Raw genomic sequence first — 16,624 nt, forward strand, 5'->3', positions numbered from 1 at the left:
CCGTCTGCTGCTGCGCTGCTGGGCCAAGCGTGGCAGAGTGCTGCCATGGCAGCTTTCAGTCAGTCCGATGACCTCCGCGGCGCAGAATTCACCGACGTGAACCTGCGCGGAGCCCGGTTCGTCCGCTCCGACCTGTCCGGCGCCGTGCTGCGCGGGGTGGACGTGGCCGGGGCGGAGATCGATGCGCCGTGGCTCTTCGATGGCGTAGACGCCCTGCTGGTCAACGGCGTCGACGTCGTCCCGCTTGTCGAGGCCGAACTGAACCGCCGCTTTCCCGGCCGCGCCGAAAGACGCGCAGCTGACCCCGACGGTCTTCGTGCGTCGTGGACGGTGCTGGAGCGAACCTGGGCGGCCACGCTGGAGCGGGCCGCGGCCATGCCGACGGGCACGGTGGATATCTCGGTGGATGGTGAGTGGTCCTTCGCCCAGACACTCCGGCATCTGGTGATGGCCACCGACACGTGGCTTCGCAAGGCAATCCTGGAAATCGATCAGCCCTATCACCGGCTCGGTCAGCCGAACGTGGAATACGCATCCGACGGCTACGACACCTCGGTCTTCACCCCGGACGCACCCTCCTACCAGCAGGTGCTGGAGGTGCGCGCCGGCCGGCAGGCCATGGTGCGCAACTACCTCGCCGCGCTCACCCAGGAGCAGCTGTCCGGGGCCCGCACGAACCCCTGGGCCCCCGGGCAAGCCGAGACGGTACTCGCCTGCCTGCATACGATCTTCGCCGAGGAATGGGAGCACCTCCGCTACGCCGTCCGTGACCTGGACGTGATCGAGGCGGCGATTCCCACCCCAGCCCCCGCGAACGGCAGAATGGAACCATGACCCTCACAACGTTCGCGCTCATCCGTCATGGCCAGACCGACTGGAATGCGCAGCGCCGGCTGCAGGGAGCCACCGACATTCCGCTCAACGACGTCGGCCGCGGCCAGGCCCGGGACGCCGTCGCCGTGGTGTCCGGCTATAAGTGGGATGCGGTGGTGTCCTCGCCGCTGAGCCGGGCCGCGGAAACCGCGGAGCTGATCGCCGGCGGGCTGGGGCTCGCCGTCGACCGCCATGTTCCCGAACTCGCCGAGCGCAGCTTCGGCGACGCCGAGGGCCTGCAGGACGGGCCCGAGCTGGAGACCCTGCGCATCCCCGGCGGATTCCGTGGCGCCGAGACTGAGGACCAGGCGGCAAGGCGCGGACTCCTGGCGCTGGAAACCCTGGCCGAGGAATTCCGCGGCGGCCGCATCCTGGTAGTGGCCCACGGCACGCTGATCCGGCTGAGCCTGAACCGTGCGGTCGGACGCCAGCTGGAGCGCATCAACAACGCCGCGCTGAACCTCGCCCACCACCACCCGGCCGACGGCTGGCAGCTCGAATGCCTCAACGGCGCACCGGTGACGGCCGCGGCGCTGAGCTGAGCGCCGCCCCGTTCGACTGGTCCTCGCTGAACCTGACCAAGAAGATCGCCCCGGAGCTGCCGCTGGTTGCCCTTTCCAGCGGCGACGCCTGGCTTGAGGTCGGCCGGCCCGGCGCCAGCCCCAATCTCGGCGGCATCGACATCGACACCTACGGCGGATCCCTCGCCCAAGCGGCCGCGGCCCAGGGCTACAACGCCATCTCCCCCGCGTTCCGTTCCGTCACGCCCGGAATGATCACGGAGGCCCACGGTCTCGGACTGCCGGTCATCCCCTGGACGGTCAACACCACGGCTGATATCAACCGGCTGATGGACCTCGGCGTGGACGGCATCATCAGTGACTACCCCACCCGGCTGCGCACCGTGATGGAAGAGCGCGGAATGAAGCTCCCGAAGGCCTACCCGCTGGTCGCGTCCCGGGGCCGCCCGCGTCAGCAACGCGGGCGTCTAAGCGTCATTGGCGCTAAGTTTGAGGGATCCCGGCACTTCGCGAGCGTGACGTTCGTTCGTTAGGTGACCAGCCCCCGCCGACCACACCGGCCGACACAAAAATGAGGCACCATGCAAGTCCCCGCCATTGTTTGGATATTCACGATCATCGGAATAGTGGGCCTGCTGGCCTTCGACTTCTTCTTCCACGTACGCAAGGCCCACACCCCCACCCTCAGGGAGTCGGCCATCTGGTCATCGATCTACGTCAGCATCGCCCTGCTGTTCGGCGTTGGTGTTCTGGTTTTCGGCGGTGCCACCATGGGCACGGAGTACTTCGCCGGTTACGTCACGGAGAAGGCCCTCTCGGTCGATAATCTCTTCGTCTTCCTCATCATTATGGCCAGTTTCCGGGTGCCCCGCGCCGATCAGCAGAAGGTGCTGCTGTTCGGGATCGTCTTCTCGCTGATTGCGCGCACCGCGTTCATCTTGCTCGGCGCCGCCCTGATCAACAGCTTCTCCTGGGTGTTCTACATCTTCGGCCTAATTCTGCTGCTCACGGCCGGCAACCTGCTGCGGCCGGATTCGCACGATGACGACTCCGACGGGCTGATCGTCCGTCTGGCCAAGAAGTTCCTGCCCGCGTCCTCGCACTACGACGGCGACAAAATGTTCACCCTCGTAAACGGCAAACGCGTCCTCACCCCGATGCTCCTGGTGATGGTGGCCATCGGCGGGACGGATATCCTGTTTGCGCTTGACTCGATCCCGGCCATCTTTGGCCTGACCCAGAACGTCTATATTGTCTTTACCGCCACCGCCTTCTCGCTGATGGGGCTGCGCCAGCTGTTCTTCCTGATCGACGGGCTGCTGGACCGGCTGATCTACCTCTCCTACGGCCTCGCCGCCGTCCTGGGCTTCATCGGCGTCAAACTCGTCCTGCACGCCCTCCACGAGAACAACCTGCCGTTTATCAACGACGGCGAACACGTCAGCGTCCTCGAGGTCAGCACCGGCGCCTCGCTGCTGGTCATCCTCGGAGTCCTCACCGTCACCATCCTGGCCTCCGTCTTCAGCCCCAAGGGCAAGGCCAAGAACGCGGTCTCCGGCGCCAAGAGGCACGCCACTGACTACCTGGACCTCAGCTACGAAACCGACATCGCGGAACGGGACGCGATCTTCACCAAGATGGTCAGCGAAGAAGAGCAGCTGCGGACGCTGCCGGAGAAGTACAAGCGGCTCATCCACCATGAAACCGAGTTCCTGGATCTCCTCCACCGCGCCCATGCCGAGCACGACAAGGCCCTGGAGCGGAACACCCGCGGCTAAACCCGGCAGCCGGCGCGGTGCGGGCAAAAGGCCGCTAGGACACCCGGCGGGACAATAGCGTCGGCTGTCCGTGCCTGCTGCGGGTCTTTGAGGCGTACATATCGGCATCGGCCCGGCGCAGCAACTCCTCGGCCGTTTCGGTGTCTCCGTTGCTGATCGCCACGCCGATGGCAAGTCCCACCTGCAGTTCGGCCCCGTCGACCATAACGGGTGGTGCCAGCGAATCCAGTACCCGCAACGCCACTCGTTCCACATCGTCGACGGTGGCCGGACCGGCGACCAACACCACGAATTCGTCGCCGCTGTAGCGCGCGGCCGTGTCGACGCCGCGGATCGCTCCGGCCAGCCGCGCGGCAACCTGGCAGAGTACCTGGTCGCCGGCGGCGTGGCCCATTGAGTCATTGACTGTCTTGAAGCCGTTGACGTCGCAGAACAGCAGGCCTACCTCCCCGCCGTCGTGCACTGCGGCCGCCAGGGCCATCCCCAGCCGGTCATCGAACAACGCCCGGTTCGGCAGCCCGGTCAGCGAATCATGCATCGCCGCGTACCGTGCTTCCGCCAGCAGCCGTGCCCGGTCCGCCTCGGCGGCCTCGAGCTTACGCATCGCGGCCGCGAGTTCACGCTCGTAGAGCCGGCGTTCCGGGGCGCTGAAGAGGACGATGCGGTCCAGCTCGGGCGCATTCGCCGCGGTGCGGGACCGCGCAGCAGCGAGAAGTACCGGCAGCCGGGTCCCGTTGGCGCCAATGATCTGGACGGAGAGTTCGGTCAGCACCCCGGTGGCGTCCAGCTCCGGCATCGCGTGGGTCAGGTACATAATCCGGTCACCGGCCGGCATCAGCCGCAGCAGGCTTGAACCCACCAGCTCGGCGCGGGATTTGCCGGTCCAGTCGCAGAGCGTCCGGTTCGCCTCCACGATGGTCCCGTCCGACAGGGTCAGCAGATACCCGGCCGGCGCGGCATGGAACAGCGCCGCGAAATCCGTGCGGCCTGCCGGCTGGGGCTCCGGCGCGGCGTTCACGTGCCGCTCTGCAGGTAGCCGAGGATGGCGGCCGCTGTCTCCTCGGGCGCACTGGCCTGCGGGAAGTGGCCCTTGGCGGCCAGGGTTTTGAGTGTGCCTTGCGGCAGCCGTTCGAGCAGGTAGTCGCCGATGTGCGCCGGGGTCACCACGTCATCGGTGGTCTGCAGGATCAGGACCGGAATCCCGACGTCGGCCAGCCGGTGCCGGACATCGGACAGGAACGCCACCCGGGCGAAGTCACGGCCCACCGCGGGGGTGATCCGGCCGAAGCTGCCCCGGATTTCGGCACCGAGTTCGGCGGCTTCCGGATTGTTCAAAAACACCGGAGCCATCGAGTTGGCCCAGACCAGGTAATTGGCGTCGAGGGATTCAAACAGTTCATCGAGCTCGTCGCTGGTGAAGCCGCCGGTGTACCCGTCGTCGGGGTGATCCAGGTAGCTCGGCGACGCCGTCAACAGCACCAGCCTGCTCAGCCGCGGGCCCCCGTTCTCGTTCGTGGCGGTGGCCTCGCGGGCGGCGGCCTCGATGGCCATCATGGAGCCCACGCTGTGGCCCACCAGGGTCACCTCGCGAAGATCCAGTTCCGTGCAGATGTTCAGCAGGTCCGTCACGTAGGGGCCGATGCTGGAGTACTTCCCGGCATCATAGGCGCCTTTGTCAGACCCGCCGGACCCCACGTGGTCAAAAAGCACCACCCGGTAGGTGTCCGTGAAATAGGGCAGGACCTTTCCCCACATCTTTTGATCGGTGCCAAATCCGTGGGCGAACATCAGTACCGGACCCTGCTCGGGTCCGGTGATCTGGACGTTGCTGCGTGCTGAAACCGTCATGGCCCGGTGATGCCGCCTGTCTGATGGAAAGGGAGGTCCGGATCACCCCAGTCGCCGGACCACGTTAGCCGGATGCTTCGATGCGAAGTACGGCCCTCGAAAATGCTAGCCCTCGGAAGGAGCGTTCGTTGCATTCTCCGGAATGATGCCCCGCGGTTCGGAGCGCTCATTGCTGCGCCGGATCCAGTCCGAAACGTAGACCTTCGGCAGGATCTTAGCCACCGCCAAGGCCACGTACATCACGGTGTTGATGGCCACAAACGCCGCCAAGGCCGCGAAGGCATCGCTTTCAAGCAGTGCGTGCGGCAGCAGGAGGCCCGCCGGGACCGTCAGGTGGTTCGTGATCATGGGTGGCTCCCCGGGGTGGTGGTCATGGCTGCGGTTTTTGCTGCGGCGGACGACGCCGGGTGCTGCACGTGCTTCCACGCAGCCTGCCGCCCCACGGACAGATCGATAACACCCTTGACGTAGACGAAGTTCAGGTACATATCAAAGATCAGTTCCGGGAAGATCAGCACCGCCAGCAGCCTTCCGCGCCAGCCGGCCCGCCACACCGTCACCACACGTTCTACGGTGAAAATCGCCCCCAGGCCCAGCCAGAAGGGAAACCAGACCCACTCGTCCAGGGCAAGCAGCATCAGCATTATCAACAGCAGGTAGGACCCCAGGGCGATCACACCATAGCCAATACCGAGCTGCTGCGCCCAATACCGCATGGTCTGCGGCGTGATCCCGTAGGCCCCGAGGTTCTCCAAGGCGCCGCGCTGCCAGCGCAGCCGCTGCGCCCAGAGGGTGCGCCACGTGGGCATCAGCTCGGTGACCACAGTGCATTCCTGCGGCGAAATCATCAGTCCGCCGAGCGACTTCAGCGCAATCGTCAGCTCGTTGTCCTCGGTCAGTGCCGCCGTGTCATAGACGTCCCCGTGCTTACCGGGCAGGGACAACCCGCGGCCTTGCGCCACCGCCCGCAGCGCCGCCGGGCGGAATACCGAGGCGGTGCCGGTCAAAACAAAAACCCGGCCCCGCCGCCGTCGCATGTCCCGGGCGTAACGGACGTATTCGTTGCGCTGGAACTGGCCCAGCATGCCGTGGCCTTCCTCACCGTAGAAGAGGCCGCCCACGGCCATCAGGGCCCGGTCCTGGCTGAGCCGGCGGACCGCGGATTCCAGGAATCCGTCGTCGAGCTGGGTGTCGGCGTCCATAATCATCACAACGTCGTTGTCCCCCAGCCCGGGCAGGACCTGGCTCAGCACCTGGTTCAGCGCGCCGCCCTTTTTGTGGGTGTTCCCCACTGTTTCGAAGACTTCGACGCCGGCAGCCCGGCAGGCAGCCACGGATCCGTCGGTGCAGTTGTCCGCAACAACGATGATCTTTTCGGGCGGGTGCGACTGGTCCATCAGTGACGCCAGGGTCAGCGGCAGCGAGGCTTCCTCGTTGTGGGCGGGGATAAGTACGGTGACCGTGACCGGTCCGGCGTAGACTCCGCGCGTCGCCGCCATAATGACTTTGGGCGCCAAGGGTTTGGTGTTGATGTTCAGCGAGCGGCGGCTGCGGTTACCGATCCGTTGCTCCAGCAGTGCCACCCCGGCCGCGAGGGCCAGGGCGACGGCGATCGCGGCGGTAATCACCCGCGGCGCCGGGGCTTCGGTGGCGTAGAGCACTTTCCAGAGCCCGAAGACGAGCCCTTCAACCGGCGCCTCGGAGGACATGGCGCCGCCCGCTGACACCAACGTCAGGAGCGCGGCAGCCGCCGCAACAACGGACCCCGCGATCAGCAGGCCGGCGGAGCGGGAACTGCTCCCGCCGGCTTCCGGGGACCGGCGCTTGCGGGGCCTCCGGTCGCGGTCACGGGGTTCACGGTTTTTTGTCATGTTTGGCTCCAGCCACCTAAACAGTCAATCTCCAACAGGATCAGCCTCCCGGCAGACCTAGCTGCTGCCTCGAACCATTCGGTGCCATCGGCTCCGGCGGATGGTCCGTACGCCGTGTTGTTACGCCACCGTGACATCCAACCACCACCGCCGGTCAGCTTGTCGATTGTTGTCATCCTACCGGCGAAGGTTGTCATCTGCCGCAGTATTTCCGCGTATTTCCGTCACGTTCACCCCGGTAAGGTTCGTTCCCGCCACAACAGCGAGACGGCAAACACCACCGCACCCAGGCCCAGCATCACAAAGACCATCAGTCCCCAGTTGGCCTGGTTCACCCCGGTGCCGTAAAAGACGCCGATCAGCACGGTAGCCATGATCGCCCCGAGGTACCGGCAGGTCTGGAATATCCCCGCAGCCACCCCGCGCTCCTCTGCCCGGGTTGACACATACATGCCCTGACTCGAAGCGATGCCGACCACCCCGTAGGGCACACCCAGCAGTGCTGTCAGGGCCAGGACCAGCGGGATGGCGAACGAGCCGGTCAGCAGCCACATCATCCCCGACGCTGTCACCAGGAGCACAACGCCGGCAATCAGCACACGCTTGACCCCAAAGCGGTCAATCGCGCGGACGGCGACGGGTGTGACCACCACCGACATCGCCGCCAGCGGCAGCATCAGCAGGCCTACCATTCCGGGGCTGTACCCCCCGGCTTCCTGCAACAGCTGCGGCAAGCCAAAGAAGGCAAAGTAGTAGACGCCGCTGAACAGGGCAAACCCCAGGTAAACGAGCAGCAGCGGGCGGTTGCGTCCCAACAAGCGCAAATCCAGGAACGGGGTGGCAAAGCGCAGCTCCCGCCAGACGAACAGCGCTGCTAGGCCGGTGCCGGCGGCAAGCAGCCACCAGCGGTAGTCCGGCAGCACGTTCAGCAGCGCCATCATCGCCAGGACCATGGAGCCGACGAAGGCCAGGACGCCGGGGACGTCCGAGTCCCGCAGCAGCTCGACGGCCCGGCCGCTCTCGCGTTCCCCGTCCGGCGGAGCAAACCGCCGGACCAGGAGGATCGCCGCGACGGCCAACGGAACGTTGATCAGGAAAAGTGCCTGCCAGCCCACAAAACCCACCAAAAGACCGCCCACCACCGGTCCGACAGCAGCCGCCGAGGTATTCGCCATCTGGATGCGGCCCAGCGGCCGGGTCGACTTCACGTGCGCCTGACGGGCCAATGCCCCCACCATCACCACGGCGCTCGGGTAGGCCGTCGCCGTGCCAAGGGCCATAACGGCCCTGGCAACACAAAGCAGGGCGAAATTCGGGGCAAAGGGAGCCAGTGCGCAGGTCACCGCCACCAGCGCCATGCCCAGCAGGAAAAGCCGGCGCGGACCGAAACGGTCGGCAAGACGGCCCATCAGCGGCTGGCCGGCCGCGGAGGTGAGGTAGAACGCGGTAATCACCCAGGTGACGGTGGCGACGTCGAGCGCGAAATCCGCACGCAGCACCACCAGGGCGACGGCGATCATCGAGGAGTTCAGCGGGTTCAGTGCAGTACCCAGGCTCAAGCCTGCGACGGCCAGGCCGGTCCGGGGAGAGTTGCTCACGGCAACAGTCTCTCCTACCGCGTGCGGTGCCGGAACTCCGTGACGCGTCAGAGGACCTTGGACAGGAACGCCTTGGTCCGGTCATGCTGCGGATCGCTTAGGATCTGACGCGGTGGCCCGGCTTCGACCACCACACCTTCGTCCATAAAGACCAGCGTGTCTGCCACCTCGCGGGCGAACCCCATCTCATGGGTCACCACGATCATGGTCATGCCGGTCCTGGCCAGTTCCTTCATCACGTCGAGCACCTCGCCCACCAGTTCCGGATCCAGGGCACTTGTCGGTTCGTCGAAGAGCATCAGCTTCGGGTCCATGGCCAGCGCACGGGCGATGGCCACACGCTGCTGTTGGCCACCGGACAGGTGCGCCGGATAGGCGTCCGCCCTGTCGCCAAGCCCCACCCGGTCCAGCAGCTCCCTGGCCCGCTCGGTGGCCTTGGACTTGGACAAGCCCTTCACCCGAATGGGGGCCAGGGTGATGTTCTCCACGGCGGTCAGGTGGGGGAAAAGGTTAAAGCGCTGGAACACCATCCCGATTTCCTGGCGTTGGAAGGCTGCCTCCTTGAGCTTGAGTTCGTAGAGCTTGTCCCCCTTTTGCCGGTAGCCAACCAGTTGTCCGTCCACTGACAGCCGGCCGCCGTCCACCCGCTCCAGGTGGTTGATGCAGCGCAGGAACGTCGACTTGCCGGACCCGCTGGGGCCCACAATGCACAGCACCTCGCCGGGATCGACCGCCAGGCTGATCCCGCGCAGCACCTTGTTGGTGCCGAAATTCTTGGAGACCCGCTCCGCCAGGACCATGGGCATGTCCGTCATCCTTTTCCGCCAAAGTCCGTGCCGAGCGGTGCGCCCGGTATACCGGGGACCGCCGTCGGTGCCGGTTCCGGCGTCGACGGTCCCTTGCCCGTTTTCAGCCGACCGGTGCCGCGGGAGAACCGCTTTTCAATGAAGTGCTGGCCCACCATCAAAACGGAAGTGAAGAGCAAGTACCAGAGGGAGGCCACAATCAGCAGCGGCACTGGTGTGAAGGTCACCGCGGAAATACCGCGCGACACCCCGTAGAGGTCAATGCTCAACGGGATCGCCGCCACCAGTGAAGTGGTTTTGAGCATCGAAATCACCTCGTTGCCGGTGGGCGGAATGATGATCTTCATCGCCTGCGGAACCACCACAAACCGCATCGTCTGCCCCCAGGACATCGCCAGCGCCGTCGAGGCTTCCGCCTGCCCCTCGTCCACTGAGAGCAGCCCGGCGCGCACGATCTCGGACATGTAGGCGGCTTCGTTGAGTGCCAGTCCGATCACGGCGGTGATAAAGAGGTTGGTGAAGATCTCGTTGGGGATGGTGACCCACGGTTCCGTAAACGGAATACCCAGTGTAAACACCGGATAGATCAAGGACACGATGCCCCAGAAGACCAGCTGCACGTATACCGGGGTCCCCCGGAAAATCCAGATGTACAGCCAGGCAATACTCTTCAGCACGGGGTTTGGTGAGAGCCGCATGATGGCCAGCAACAAGCCGATGACGATCGCGCCGATCATGGCATAAACGGTCAGCCACAAGGTCACCCAGGCGGCCTGGCTGATCCGGCGGTCAAAGATGAATTTGCCGACGTCGGGCCAGCCATAGTCCGAGCGTTGGGCGGCGTCCAGGACAAAGACCGCCAGGCCCAGGACCAGGAGCACCGCCACCAGGATCCGCCAGGGATGGCGCAGCGGGATTGCGACGATCTCCTCCGGCGGCGCTCCGCCGTCGTCGGTTCGGGTTCTGCCGGCCCGCGGCGTCCTGCCCGGTTCCGTTTGCCCGCCGGGCTCCGCCTCAACCATCCGGCCGGGTTCCGGTTCGCTCATGTGCTATCACCCTTTGGCTGCCACGTTGAGTGCCGCCGTCTTGATTCCGCCGGCTTCCACTCCCCACTTGGACAGGATCTTGTTGTACGAGCCGTCATCGATCAACGACTGGAGGGCCTTTTGCAGGACCGGCGTAAATTCGCTGCCCTGCGCCACGGGTATGCCGTAGGGTGCCACCTCGAAGGCGGTGCCCGCGGTCTGCAGCTTGTCCTTGGTCTTGGAGATCGCGTAGAGAGTCACTGGTGAATCGGCGCTCATGGCGTCGACCTGACCGACCACCAGGGCGTTGGTCGCCTGGTCCTGCGCGTCGTATTTGAAGATGGTGATGGCCGGCTTTCCGGCGTCGGTGCAGGCCTTGGACTTGGCGGGCACTTCGTGGGTGTCCTCGTAGGTGGTGGCCTGGACAGCAACCTTGAGCCCGCAGGCGTCGTTAGGGTCGACCGTTTTGCCCTTCGGGGCCGCCCACTGGATTCCGGCGGAGTAGTAGTTCACAAAATCCACCTGCTTTTCGCGTTCCAGCGTGTCAGTAAAGGAGGACATGCCCATGTCATCTTTTCCCGCGCGGACGGCGGGAAGGATGTTGTCGAAGGTGCCGATATCAAAGTTGACCTTTAAGCCCATCACCTTCCCCAGGGCGTTGGTGAGGTCCACTGACCAGCCGGCCGGCGCCCCGTTGTCGTCCTTGAATTCGTTGGGCGGGTAATTGTTTGCCATGCCGACATTAAGCACGCCTGCGCTCTTGATTTTCTCCGGGAGCATCGCTGCAATCGTGTCACTCTTTTTCACGTCGATTGCGTCCGCGGTTCCGGAGGCCCCGCCGGTGGCGGCGGGTTCACTGTTGTTAACGCAGCCGGAAAGCGAGAGCGCCGTGGCTACGGTGAGGACGGGGAGTAGGTAACGGGTGCGCATGGTTTCCTTAGCTGTTCAGAGATTCTCTAAACTCCCGCAATCCTGCGGGAGCGTGCTGTCTGCCTGCTTATTCAGAATTCATATCTGCGAGGTGGTTGACGCCGTGGTTTCCAGGATTCCTCCGGACTGACGGATATCCCGAAGAATTTCCCCGCCCCGAGCCTTCAACTCGGGAATACTGGAAACGCCTACTAACGTCATCGTACGCCGCAGTTCGTCACCGAAGATCTCGATAATGCGCCCAACACCCGGCGAGCCCGCCGCGACCAGGCCATACAGGTATGCCCTGCCGATCGAACAGGCATCGGCGCCGAGGGCCAGCGCCTTGAGGACATCGCTGCCGCGCCGGACACCGGAGTCCACGTAGATTTCGATCGAGTCGCCCACCCGTTGCCGGGATTCCTGCAGCACATCCATGGGACTCAGCATGTGGTCCAACTGGCGGCCGCCGTGGTTGCTTAACTGGACGGCGTCCAGGCCAATCCGGGCAGCCTTGTCCACGTCGGCCGGGTTGACGCACCCCTTCAGCACGATTTTGCCGTGCCATCCCTGGCGCAGGGCCACCAGTTCCTTCCACCCGCTGGTGGCGTCCGAGTGGCCCAAAATGTGTTGCCACATGGACGGGGTGACGACGGACGTGGCCGCAGGACTGCGCGGATCCAGGTTGGGGAAACTGATGCCGTCCGACTTCAGGAAGTTGATCCACCAGGACGGCCGCCGGGCGATGTCAGCGATGGCGGAAAGGGTCAGTGCGGGCGGGGCGGTGAAGCCGTTGTGCAGGTCCCGTTCGCGGGATCCCAGCGCCCGTGTGTCGACGCCGACAATCAGTGTGGTGAATCCCGCGGCCTCGCAGCGCGCGAGTTTGTTCTTTAAGGCCTGGGCGTCGGAGGTCAGCCCGAAGTTGAACCAGCGGTCAAGGTCCGGGTGGCGTTCCGCGATCGATTCCATCGGCACGGTGCTGAGTCCGGCCAGCCCATAGGGGATCTGTGCCCGTTCCGCGGCCGCGGCGACGGCGAGTTCGCCTTCGGGATGGAACAGCCGGGTTGCGCCGGTGGGAGTCAGCGTCAGGGGCAGCGTGCTGGCTTTCCCGAGCAGGTTCGTGCTGGTATCGGGCCCGGAGACCGGGCCCCAGCTTGGCATCAGTGCCCAGGAATCGAAGACGGCGCGGTTGCGCCGCAGCGTCACCTCGTCCTCAGAGCCGCCGTCGAGGTAGTCGAAGATCCCGGCAGGCAAAACTTTCCGTGCGGCCTTCCGGTATTCCTCGACGTTGTAGGCGTTGGCCAGCACCCGGCGTCGGCGTGAGAAGACGGGGGCCTTCACCTGGATAAGCTGCCTGGCGTCGCTGATCTTCAAGAAGGGCCTTTCCTGTCGCTGTCCTGCGTTATGGTTCAGCGTAGAAAGCCCATTCCTGTGCCACTATGGAGATTCCAACAAATTTAGGGAATCTTCATTAGTAGCAACTACCAAACGACCTGGTTGGTGCCGGCGTGACCCCGGCACCGGCAGGACAGGGGTACTCGCTGCCTACCCTGGCGGACGTCGCCCGCTCGGCGGGTTCGGAAATTGTCAGCCTCGTCGAAATGCCGGCTGACGACCGGCAGATCGTGGCGGGCTCCGTGCTTTACGACTCGACGGCTGTTCCTGCCAGGTACCCGGGCGCTGTTGCGTTGGCCATCGGGCTCTCCCTGTCAGGGAAACGGCTCGGCGTGAAGGTCCGGGAACTCAGCGACGCCGGGTACGTGGCCATTGTCTACAAGTCCAACGGCAGCTCCGACGCTGCGCTGCGCGCCGCCGCGCGTGGGGCGGGGCTGGCACTGTTCCGGGCCGCAGACGCGGTGCCGTGGAACCAGCTCGCAGAGATCATGGACGCCGCCGTCGTCCCGCACCGCCAGTCCGGACACACGCTGGTGGACATCCGGCCCGGAGACCTGTTCGACTTGGCCAACACGGTAGCAGCCCAAACCGGCGGTGCAATCGCGGTCGCTGATCCGGACCAGACGATCCTGGCGTATTCGACGCTGCCGGACCAGCCCATTGATGAGACGCGCAGGAGTTCGATTCTCCGGCTTCATGTGCCGCATTCGGTTGAAACCGACAAGGACTACCGCCGCGTCCATGCCGCCACCGATGCGCTGGAGGTGGCGACGGCGGATCCCCTGCTCCGGCGTACTGCCATTTCCATCCGGGCCGGCGGCTCCGTCCTGGGCTCGCTGTGGCTGCTGGAACGGGCGGAACACCACACCGAGGATGCGAACCGGATCCTGCGTGAAGCAGCCAACGTTGCCGCGCTCCACATCCTGCACAAGCGCACCACCTACGTCTCGAACCTGACCCGCCAGATAGATTTGGTCCAGCCGCTGCTGTTTGAACCGCAACGCGCCGAGCTGGCGGCCATCAGGCTCGGGATCTCCGCGCCGTCCGTCCGGGTGGCGGCGCTGGGCGCCTGGCCGGCCGGTGGCACAGCGTCCGAAACCCTGCAATCCCGGCTCCGGCTCTTCGACGCCATCCGAACCGCCTGCGCCATCCGACTGCCCTCGGCCGTCTGCGGGTTCTCGGACAACATCGTTTACATCGTCCTGCCGCAGAGCACCGAATCGTCCCGGCAGTTTCAACGCACAGCACTATTAAAGATTGTGCAGAATGCCCGGCGGCTCCTCGCCCGGCCGGTCCTGGCCGCACTGGGCGGGGCTGCCACAATCAATCGGCTCGGCGAGTCCCGGGTCAACGCCGAGCTGGTCCTGGCCGAGCTGGCGCGCAACGTCGCCGAAGGACGCATCGCCGCCGATTCCGACGACGTCGTCTCTGACGATGAATCGCTCGGCGCGTCCCTGCAGCTGCGCCAGATCGTTACCTCGCTGACGGCGGCCGGCCAGCTGCCCGGCGCGCACGCACTCCGGATCGCGGATTACGACGAACAGCACAAGAAGTCCTTCGAAGAAACCATTCACGCCTACCTGCGTTGCAGTGGCAACGCCGTGGAAGCCGCGAAGACCCTGGCGGTCCACGTCAACACGGTCCGCTACCGCTTATCCCGGGTGGAAGAACTCTTCGGCCTCGACCTGGACGACCCCGAGACGCGCCTCCTGCTCTGGCTTCAACTCTGGGGAAGGCGCAACTAGCGTCCGGCGGCGGCACTGCCGTCAGGTTTTGATTTTCGCGACCGTCATCAGGATCGCCGAGTCTTCTTCCGCTTCCAGGCTGTGCAGCCCGTCCGGCACTATCAGCAAATCCCCGCTCTTGCCCTGCCAGGACTCCTCGCCGGCCCGCAGCCGCACGCAGCCACGGAGCACAAAGACCGTCGCTTCGCCCGGATTCCGGTGCTCGCTGAGCTGCGTCCCGGCCCGAAACGCCATCACCGTCTGGCGCAGGGTCTTTTCGTGTCCGCCAAACGCGGTGTCGGCAGCCCGCCCGCTGGGAGCCGCCACCGCGGCCGCAATTTGCTGCCGGGCCAGCGCATCAAGGGATATCTTCTGCATGGGGCCACCCTACCGAGAATCGTGCGCGCTGCCGAGGGTCCTTTGCCCCATCCCGGCCAGGAGCAGCCGCGGGGATGGGGAGCTCCCGGGTCAGTACACCACCCGGAAATCGCTGAACCCACCCGTGGCCCGGGAGACCACTTCGTCCACGCTCGCCACCCGTCCCGGGGCTGCCGGCGAGCGCAGCCAGCGCCGGAACTCCAGTACCGCCGGCTGGGGTCCCTCCGCGGCGATACCGACGGAGCCGTCGTCGTTATTGGTGACCGTTCCGGTCAGCCCCAGCTCCGCAGCCTTGCGCACCGTCCCATAGCGGAAGCCAACAGCCTGGACGACGCCGTCCACCCGCGCCGTCAGCCGGACCCATTCACCGGAATCGCCCTTCGGAAGCTCAGCCATGTTCCTAAATGTAGCGCCCGGCATAAAGTGCCCGATATAGAGCGCCCGGGGCGGGACCGCCGCCAGGGACGAATGTTTGTCCACATCGGGACCTAAGCCCCTTACTTTCCCGGCGCCCGGTCGCAAGGATAGTCAAGTGCGCTGCGTGGACCTGTCGAGACAACGGCATGGCGCCTTGATGTGCCTTACCCTCCCGCAGCCCTGCATGGCCCGAAAGGACAATAACGATGGCAGGACAATTCGAAATTTTCACGGACGCTGAAGCGAACGTCCGTTTCCGGCTGCTCGGCGCCGACGGCACGGTGTTGGCGATTTCCAGGCCCTTTGAGGACAAGCAGTCCGCCGCGGAAGGCATTATGGCGGTGCGCGAATGCGCGGGAACGGGCTTGATCAAGGAAGCCCGTCCCAACGCCTGGGGCGGTACAGGCAGCACCAGGCCAGGACTGCCGACGCCCGCCCATCGCCGGCACCGGCACGCCCCCGCCGTCTAAGCGGCGCAACGACACATCGCCGGGCCGCAAGCCCGGCACCATCGGGAGCCACAATGGCCGAAGCTAGGGTCCACATCAGCGGCTTCCGGATGGACTTCGGCGACACCACAGTGGTTCGCGACTTGTCCTTTGACGTGGAAGCCGGCGAGACATTCGGTTTCCTCGGCAGCAACGGTTCCGGCAAAACCACCACCATCCGGGCCCTGCTCGGCATCTACGAGCCCACCGCCGGCACCCTCCACATCAACGGCCGGGACTTCAAACCGGAGCACGGCGACCGGTTGGGTTACCTTCCCGAAGAGCGCGGGCTGTACAAAAAGGAAAAGGTCATCGACATCATGACCTATTTTGGCCGGCTCAAAGGTATGGAGCGGCGCGCCGCGAAGCAGTGGTCGCTCGATTACCTGGACCGGGTGGCGTTGGCGGACCGGGCCTCCACAGTGCTGGACAAGCTCTCCAGCGGGCAGCAGCAAAAGGTCCAGCTCGGCGTCACCATCATGAACAAGCCGGAGCTGCTGATCCTGGACGAACCCACCAAGGGCTTCGATCCGGTCAACCGGCGACTGCTGATGGACATCATCGAGGAACAGAAACTCGCCGGTGCCACGGTGGTGATGGTGACCCACCAAATGGAAGAAGTGGAGCGGCTCTGCGACCGGGTCATCCTGCTCAAGGACGGTACCGCCGAAGCCTACGGCACCATCGATGAGGTGCAGAACAAGTACGGCGGCCGCATCATCCGGATCCGGCACGGCGGGACCATCCCGCCTTCGCCGCACTACGAGGTGATGCTGCACCAGACCAACTATGCGGAGCTCTCCATCACCGATGCCAGCGACGAGGCCAGCATCCTTAAGGACCTGGTTTACGCCGGCGTCAGCGTGCGGAGCTTCACCACCACCAAGATTTCCCTCGAGGACATCTTCATCCGGGTCTACGGCGACCAGAACACGGCGGCCGCTTCCGGGGCAGCCGGAACCGCGCCAGCGCGGAAGCGGGAAGGAACGTAAC

At 65.2% G+C, this 16,624-nt stretch carries 18 protein-coding genes; 7 read left to right on the forward strand and 11 right to left on the reverse strand.

The window, feature by feature from the left end; genetic code table 11:
- Positions 1-45 precede the first annotated feature (45 nt).
- Genes ABIB49_RS07720 through ABIB49_RS07735 form a run of 4 tightly spaced genes read left to right on the forward strand, consistent with a single transcriptional unit; the run spans position 46 to position 3,172 of the window.
- The gene (locus ABIB49_RS07720; protein ID WP_282360149.1) at positions 46-834 is read left to right on the forward strand and encodes a DinB family protein; all 789 of its coding nucleotides are present in this window, start codon (positions 46-48) and stop codon (positions 832-834) included.
- A complete protein-coding gene (locus ABIB49_RS07725; protein ID WP_354156889.1) occupies positions 831-1,415 on the forward strand; it encodes a histidine phosphatase family protein in 585 nt (194 codons plus the stop codon). The genes ABIB49_RS07720 and ABIB49_RS07725 overlap by 4 nt, the downstream gene beginning before the upstream one ends.
- The gene (locus ABIB49_RS07730; RefSeq protein WP_354156890.1) at positions 1,373-1,927 is read left to right on the forward strand and encodes a glycerophosphodiester phosphodiesterase family protein; all 555 of its coding nucleotides are present in this window, start codon (positions 1,373-1,375) and stop codon (positions 1,925-1,927) included. The genes ABIB49_RS07725 and ABIB49_RS07730 overlap by 43 nt, the downstream gene beginning before the upstream one ends.
- Positions 1,928-1,975: 48 nt before the next feature.
- Positions 1,976-3,172, forward strand: a complete 1,197-nt coding sequence (locus tag ABIB49_RS07735) for a TerC family protein (protein ID WP_226774088.1) — start codon at positions 1,976-1,978, stop codon at positions 3,170-3,172.
- A 34-nt stretch (positions 3,173-3,206) separates the two neighbouring features.
- Here the strand turns inward: ABIB49_RS07735 and ABIB49_RS07740 are convergent, their stop codons facing one another.
- The 9 genes from ABIB49_RS07740 to ABIB49_RS07780 all read right to left on the reverse strand — a co-directional run bounded on the left by ABIB49_RS07740 (position 3,207) and on the right by ABIB49_RS07780 (position 12,603).
- The gene (locus ABIB49_RS07740; protein ID WP_226774089.1) at positions 3,207-4,190 is read right to left on the reverse strand and encodes a sensor domain-containing diguanylate cyclase; all 984 of its coding nucleotides are present in this window, start codon (positions 4,188-4,190) and stop codon (positions 3,207-3,209) included.
- Positions 4,187-5,020 carry an alpha/beta fold hydrolase gene (locus ABIB49_RS07745; RefSeq protein WP_226774090.1) on the reverse strand — a complete coding sequence of 278 codons (834 nt, stop codon included), beginning with the start codon at positions 5,018-5,020 and terminating at the stop codon, positions 4,187-4,189. Before ABIB49_RS07745 ends, ABIB49_RS07740 begins: the two co-directional genes overlap by 4 nt.
- A 105-nt stretch (positions 5,021-5,125) precedes the next feature.
- A complete protein-coding gene (locus ABIB49_RS07750) occupies positions 5,126-5,368 on the reverse strand; it encodes a hypothetical protein (protein WP_226774091.1) in 243 nt (80 codons plus the stop codon).
- Positions 5,365-6,891 (reverse strand): glycosyltransferase family 2 protein, encoded by a 1,527-nt coding sequence (locus ABIB49_RS07755; protein ID WP_354156891.1) that lies wholly within the window; start codon positions 6,889-6,891, stop codon positions 5,365-5,367. Before ABIB49_RS07755 ends, ABIB49_RS07750 begins: the two co-directional genes overlap by 4 nt.
- Positions 6,892-7,121: 230 nt before the next feature.
- Positions 7,122-8,489 carry an MFS transporter gene (locus ABIB49_RS07760; protein ID WP_354156892.1) on the reverse strand — a complete coding sequence of 456 codons (1,368 nt, stop codon included), beginning with the start codon at positions 8,487-8,489 and terminating at the stop codon, positions 7,122-7,124.
- A 47-nt stretch (positions 8,490-8,536) separates the two neighbouring features.
- Positions 8,537-9,304, reverse strand: a complete 768-nt coding sequence (locus tag ABIB49_RS07765) for an amino acid ABC transporter ATP-binding protein (protein WP_282360136.1) — start codon at positions 9,302-9,304, stop codon at positions 8,537-8,539.
- A complete protein-coding gene (locus ABIB49_RS07770) occupies positions 9,301-10,341 on the reverse strand; it encodes an amino acid ABC transporter permease (protein WP_226774094.1) in 1,041 nt (346 codons plus the stop codon). Before ABIB49_RS07770 ends, ABIB49_RS07765 begins: the two co-directional genes overlap by 4 nt.
- Before the next feature lie 6 nt (positions 10,342-10,347).
- Positions 10,348-11,250 (reverse strand): ABC transporter substrate-binding protein, encoded by a 903-nt coding sequence (locus tag ABIB49_RS07775; protein WP_226774095.1) that lies wholly within the window; start codon positions 11,248-11,250, stop codon positions 10,348-10,350.
- Between the two features lie 78 nt (positions 11,251-11,328).
- Positions 11,329-12,603: an alpha-hydroxy acid oxidase gene (locus tag ABIB49_RS07780; protein WP_354156893.1), complete on the reverse strand. Its 1,275-nt coding sequence runs from the start codon at positions 12,601-12,603 to the stop codon at positions 11,329-11,331.
- Positions 12,604-12,737: 134 nt separating this feature from the next.
- Between ABIB49_RS07780 and ABIB49_RS07785 the strand changes: the two genes are divergently transcribed.
- Positions 12,738-14,369, forward strand: a complete 1,632-nt coding sequence (locus ABIB49_RS07785; RefSeq protein WP_283480503.1) for a PucR family transcriptional regulator — start codon at positions 12,738-12,740, stop codon at positions 14,367-14,369.
- A 21-nt stretch (positions 14,370-14,390) separates the two neighbouring features.
- On the opposite strand, the gene ABIB49_RS07790 is transcribed toward ABIB49_RS07785, so the two are convergent.
- Entirely contained in the window at positions 14,391-14,726 is a 336-nt protein-coding gene (locus ABIB49_RS07790) for a cupin domain-containing protein (protein ID WP_226774098.1), read from the reverse strand.
- Between the two features lie 90 nt (positions 14,727-14,816).
- Positions 14,817-15,122 (reverse strand): acylphosphatase, encoded by a 306-nt coding sequence (locus ABIB49_RS07795; RefSeq protein ID WP_226774099.1) that lies wholly within the window; start codon positions 15,120-15,122, stop codon positions 14,817-14,819.
- Positions 15,123-15,349: 227 nt separating this feature from the next.
- Between ABIB49_RS07795 and ABIB49_RS07800 the strand changes: the two genes are divergently transcribed.
- Both ABIB49_RS07800 and ABIB49_RS07805 read left to right on the forward strand, forming a co-directional pair.
- Positions 15,350-15,613 (forward strand): YegP family protein, encoded by a 264-nt coding sequence (locus ABIB49_RS07800; RefSeq protein ID WP_354156894.1) that lies wholly within the window; start codon positions 15,350-15,352, stop codon positions 15,611-15,613.
- Positions 15,614-15,666: 53 nt separating this feature from the next.
- Positions 15,667-16,623 (forward strand): ABC transporter ATP-binding protein, encoded by a 957-nt coding sequence (locus tag ABIB49_RS07805; RefSeq protein WP_354156895.1) that lies wholly within the window; start codon positions 15,667-15,669, stop codon positions 16,621-16,623.
- The last annotated feature ends 1 nt before the right edge of the window (position 16,624 follow it).

It is taken from the genome of Arthrobacter sp. UYCu512 (genome assembly GCF_040547075.1).
GTDB lineage: Bacteria > Actinomycetota > Actinomycetes > Actinomycetales > Micrococcaceae > Arthrobacter.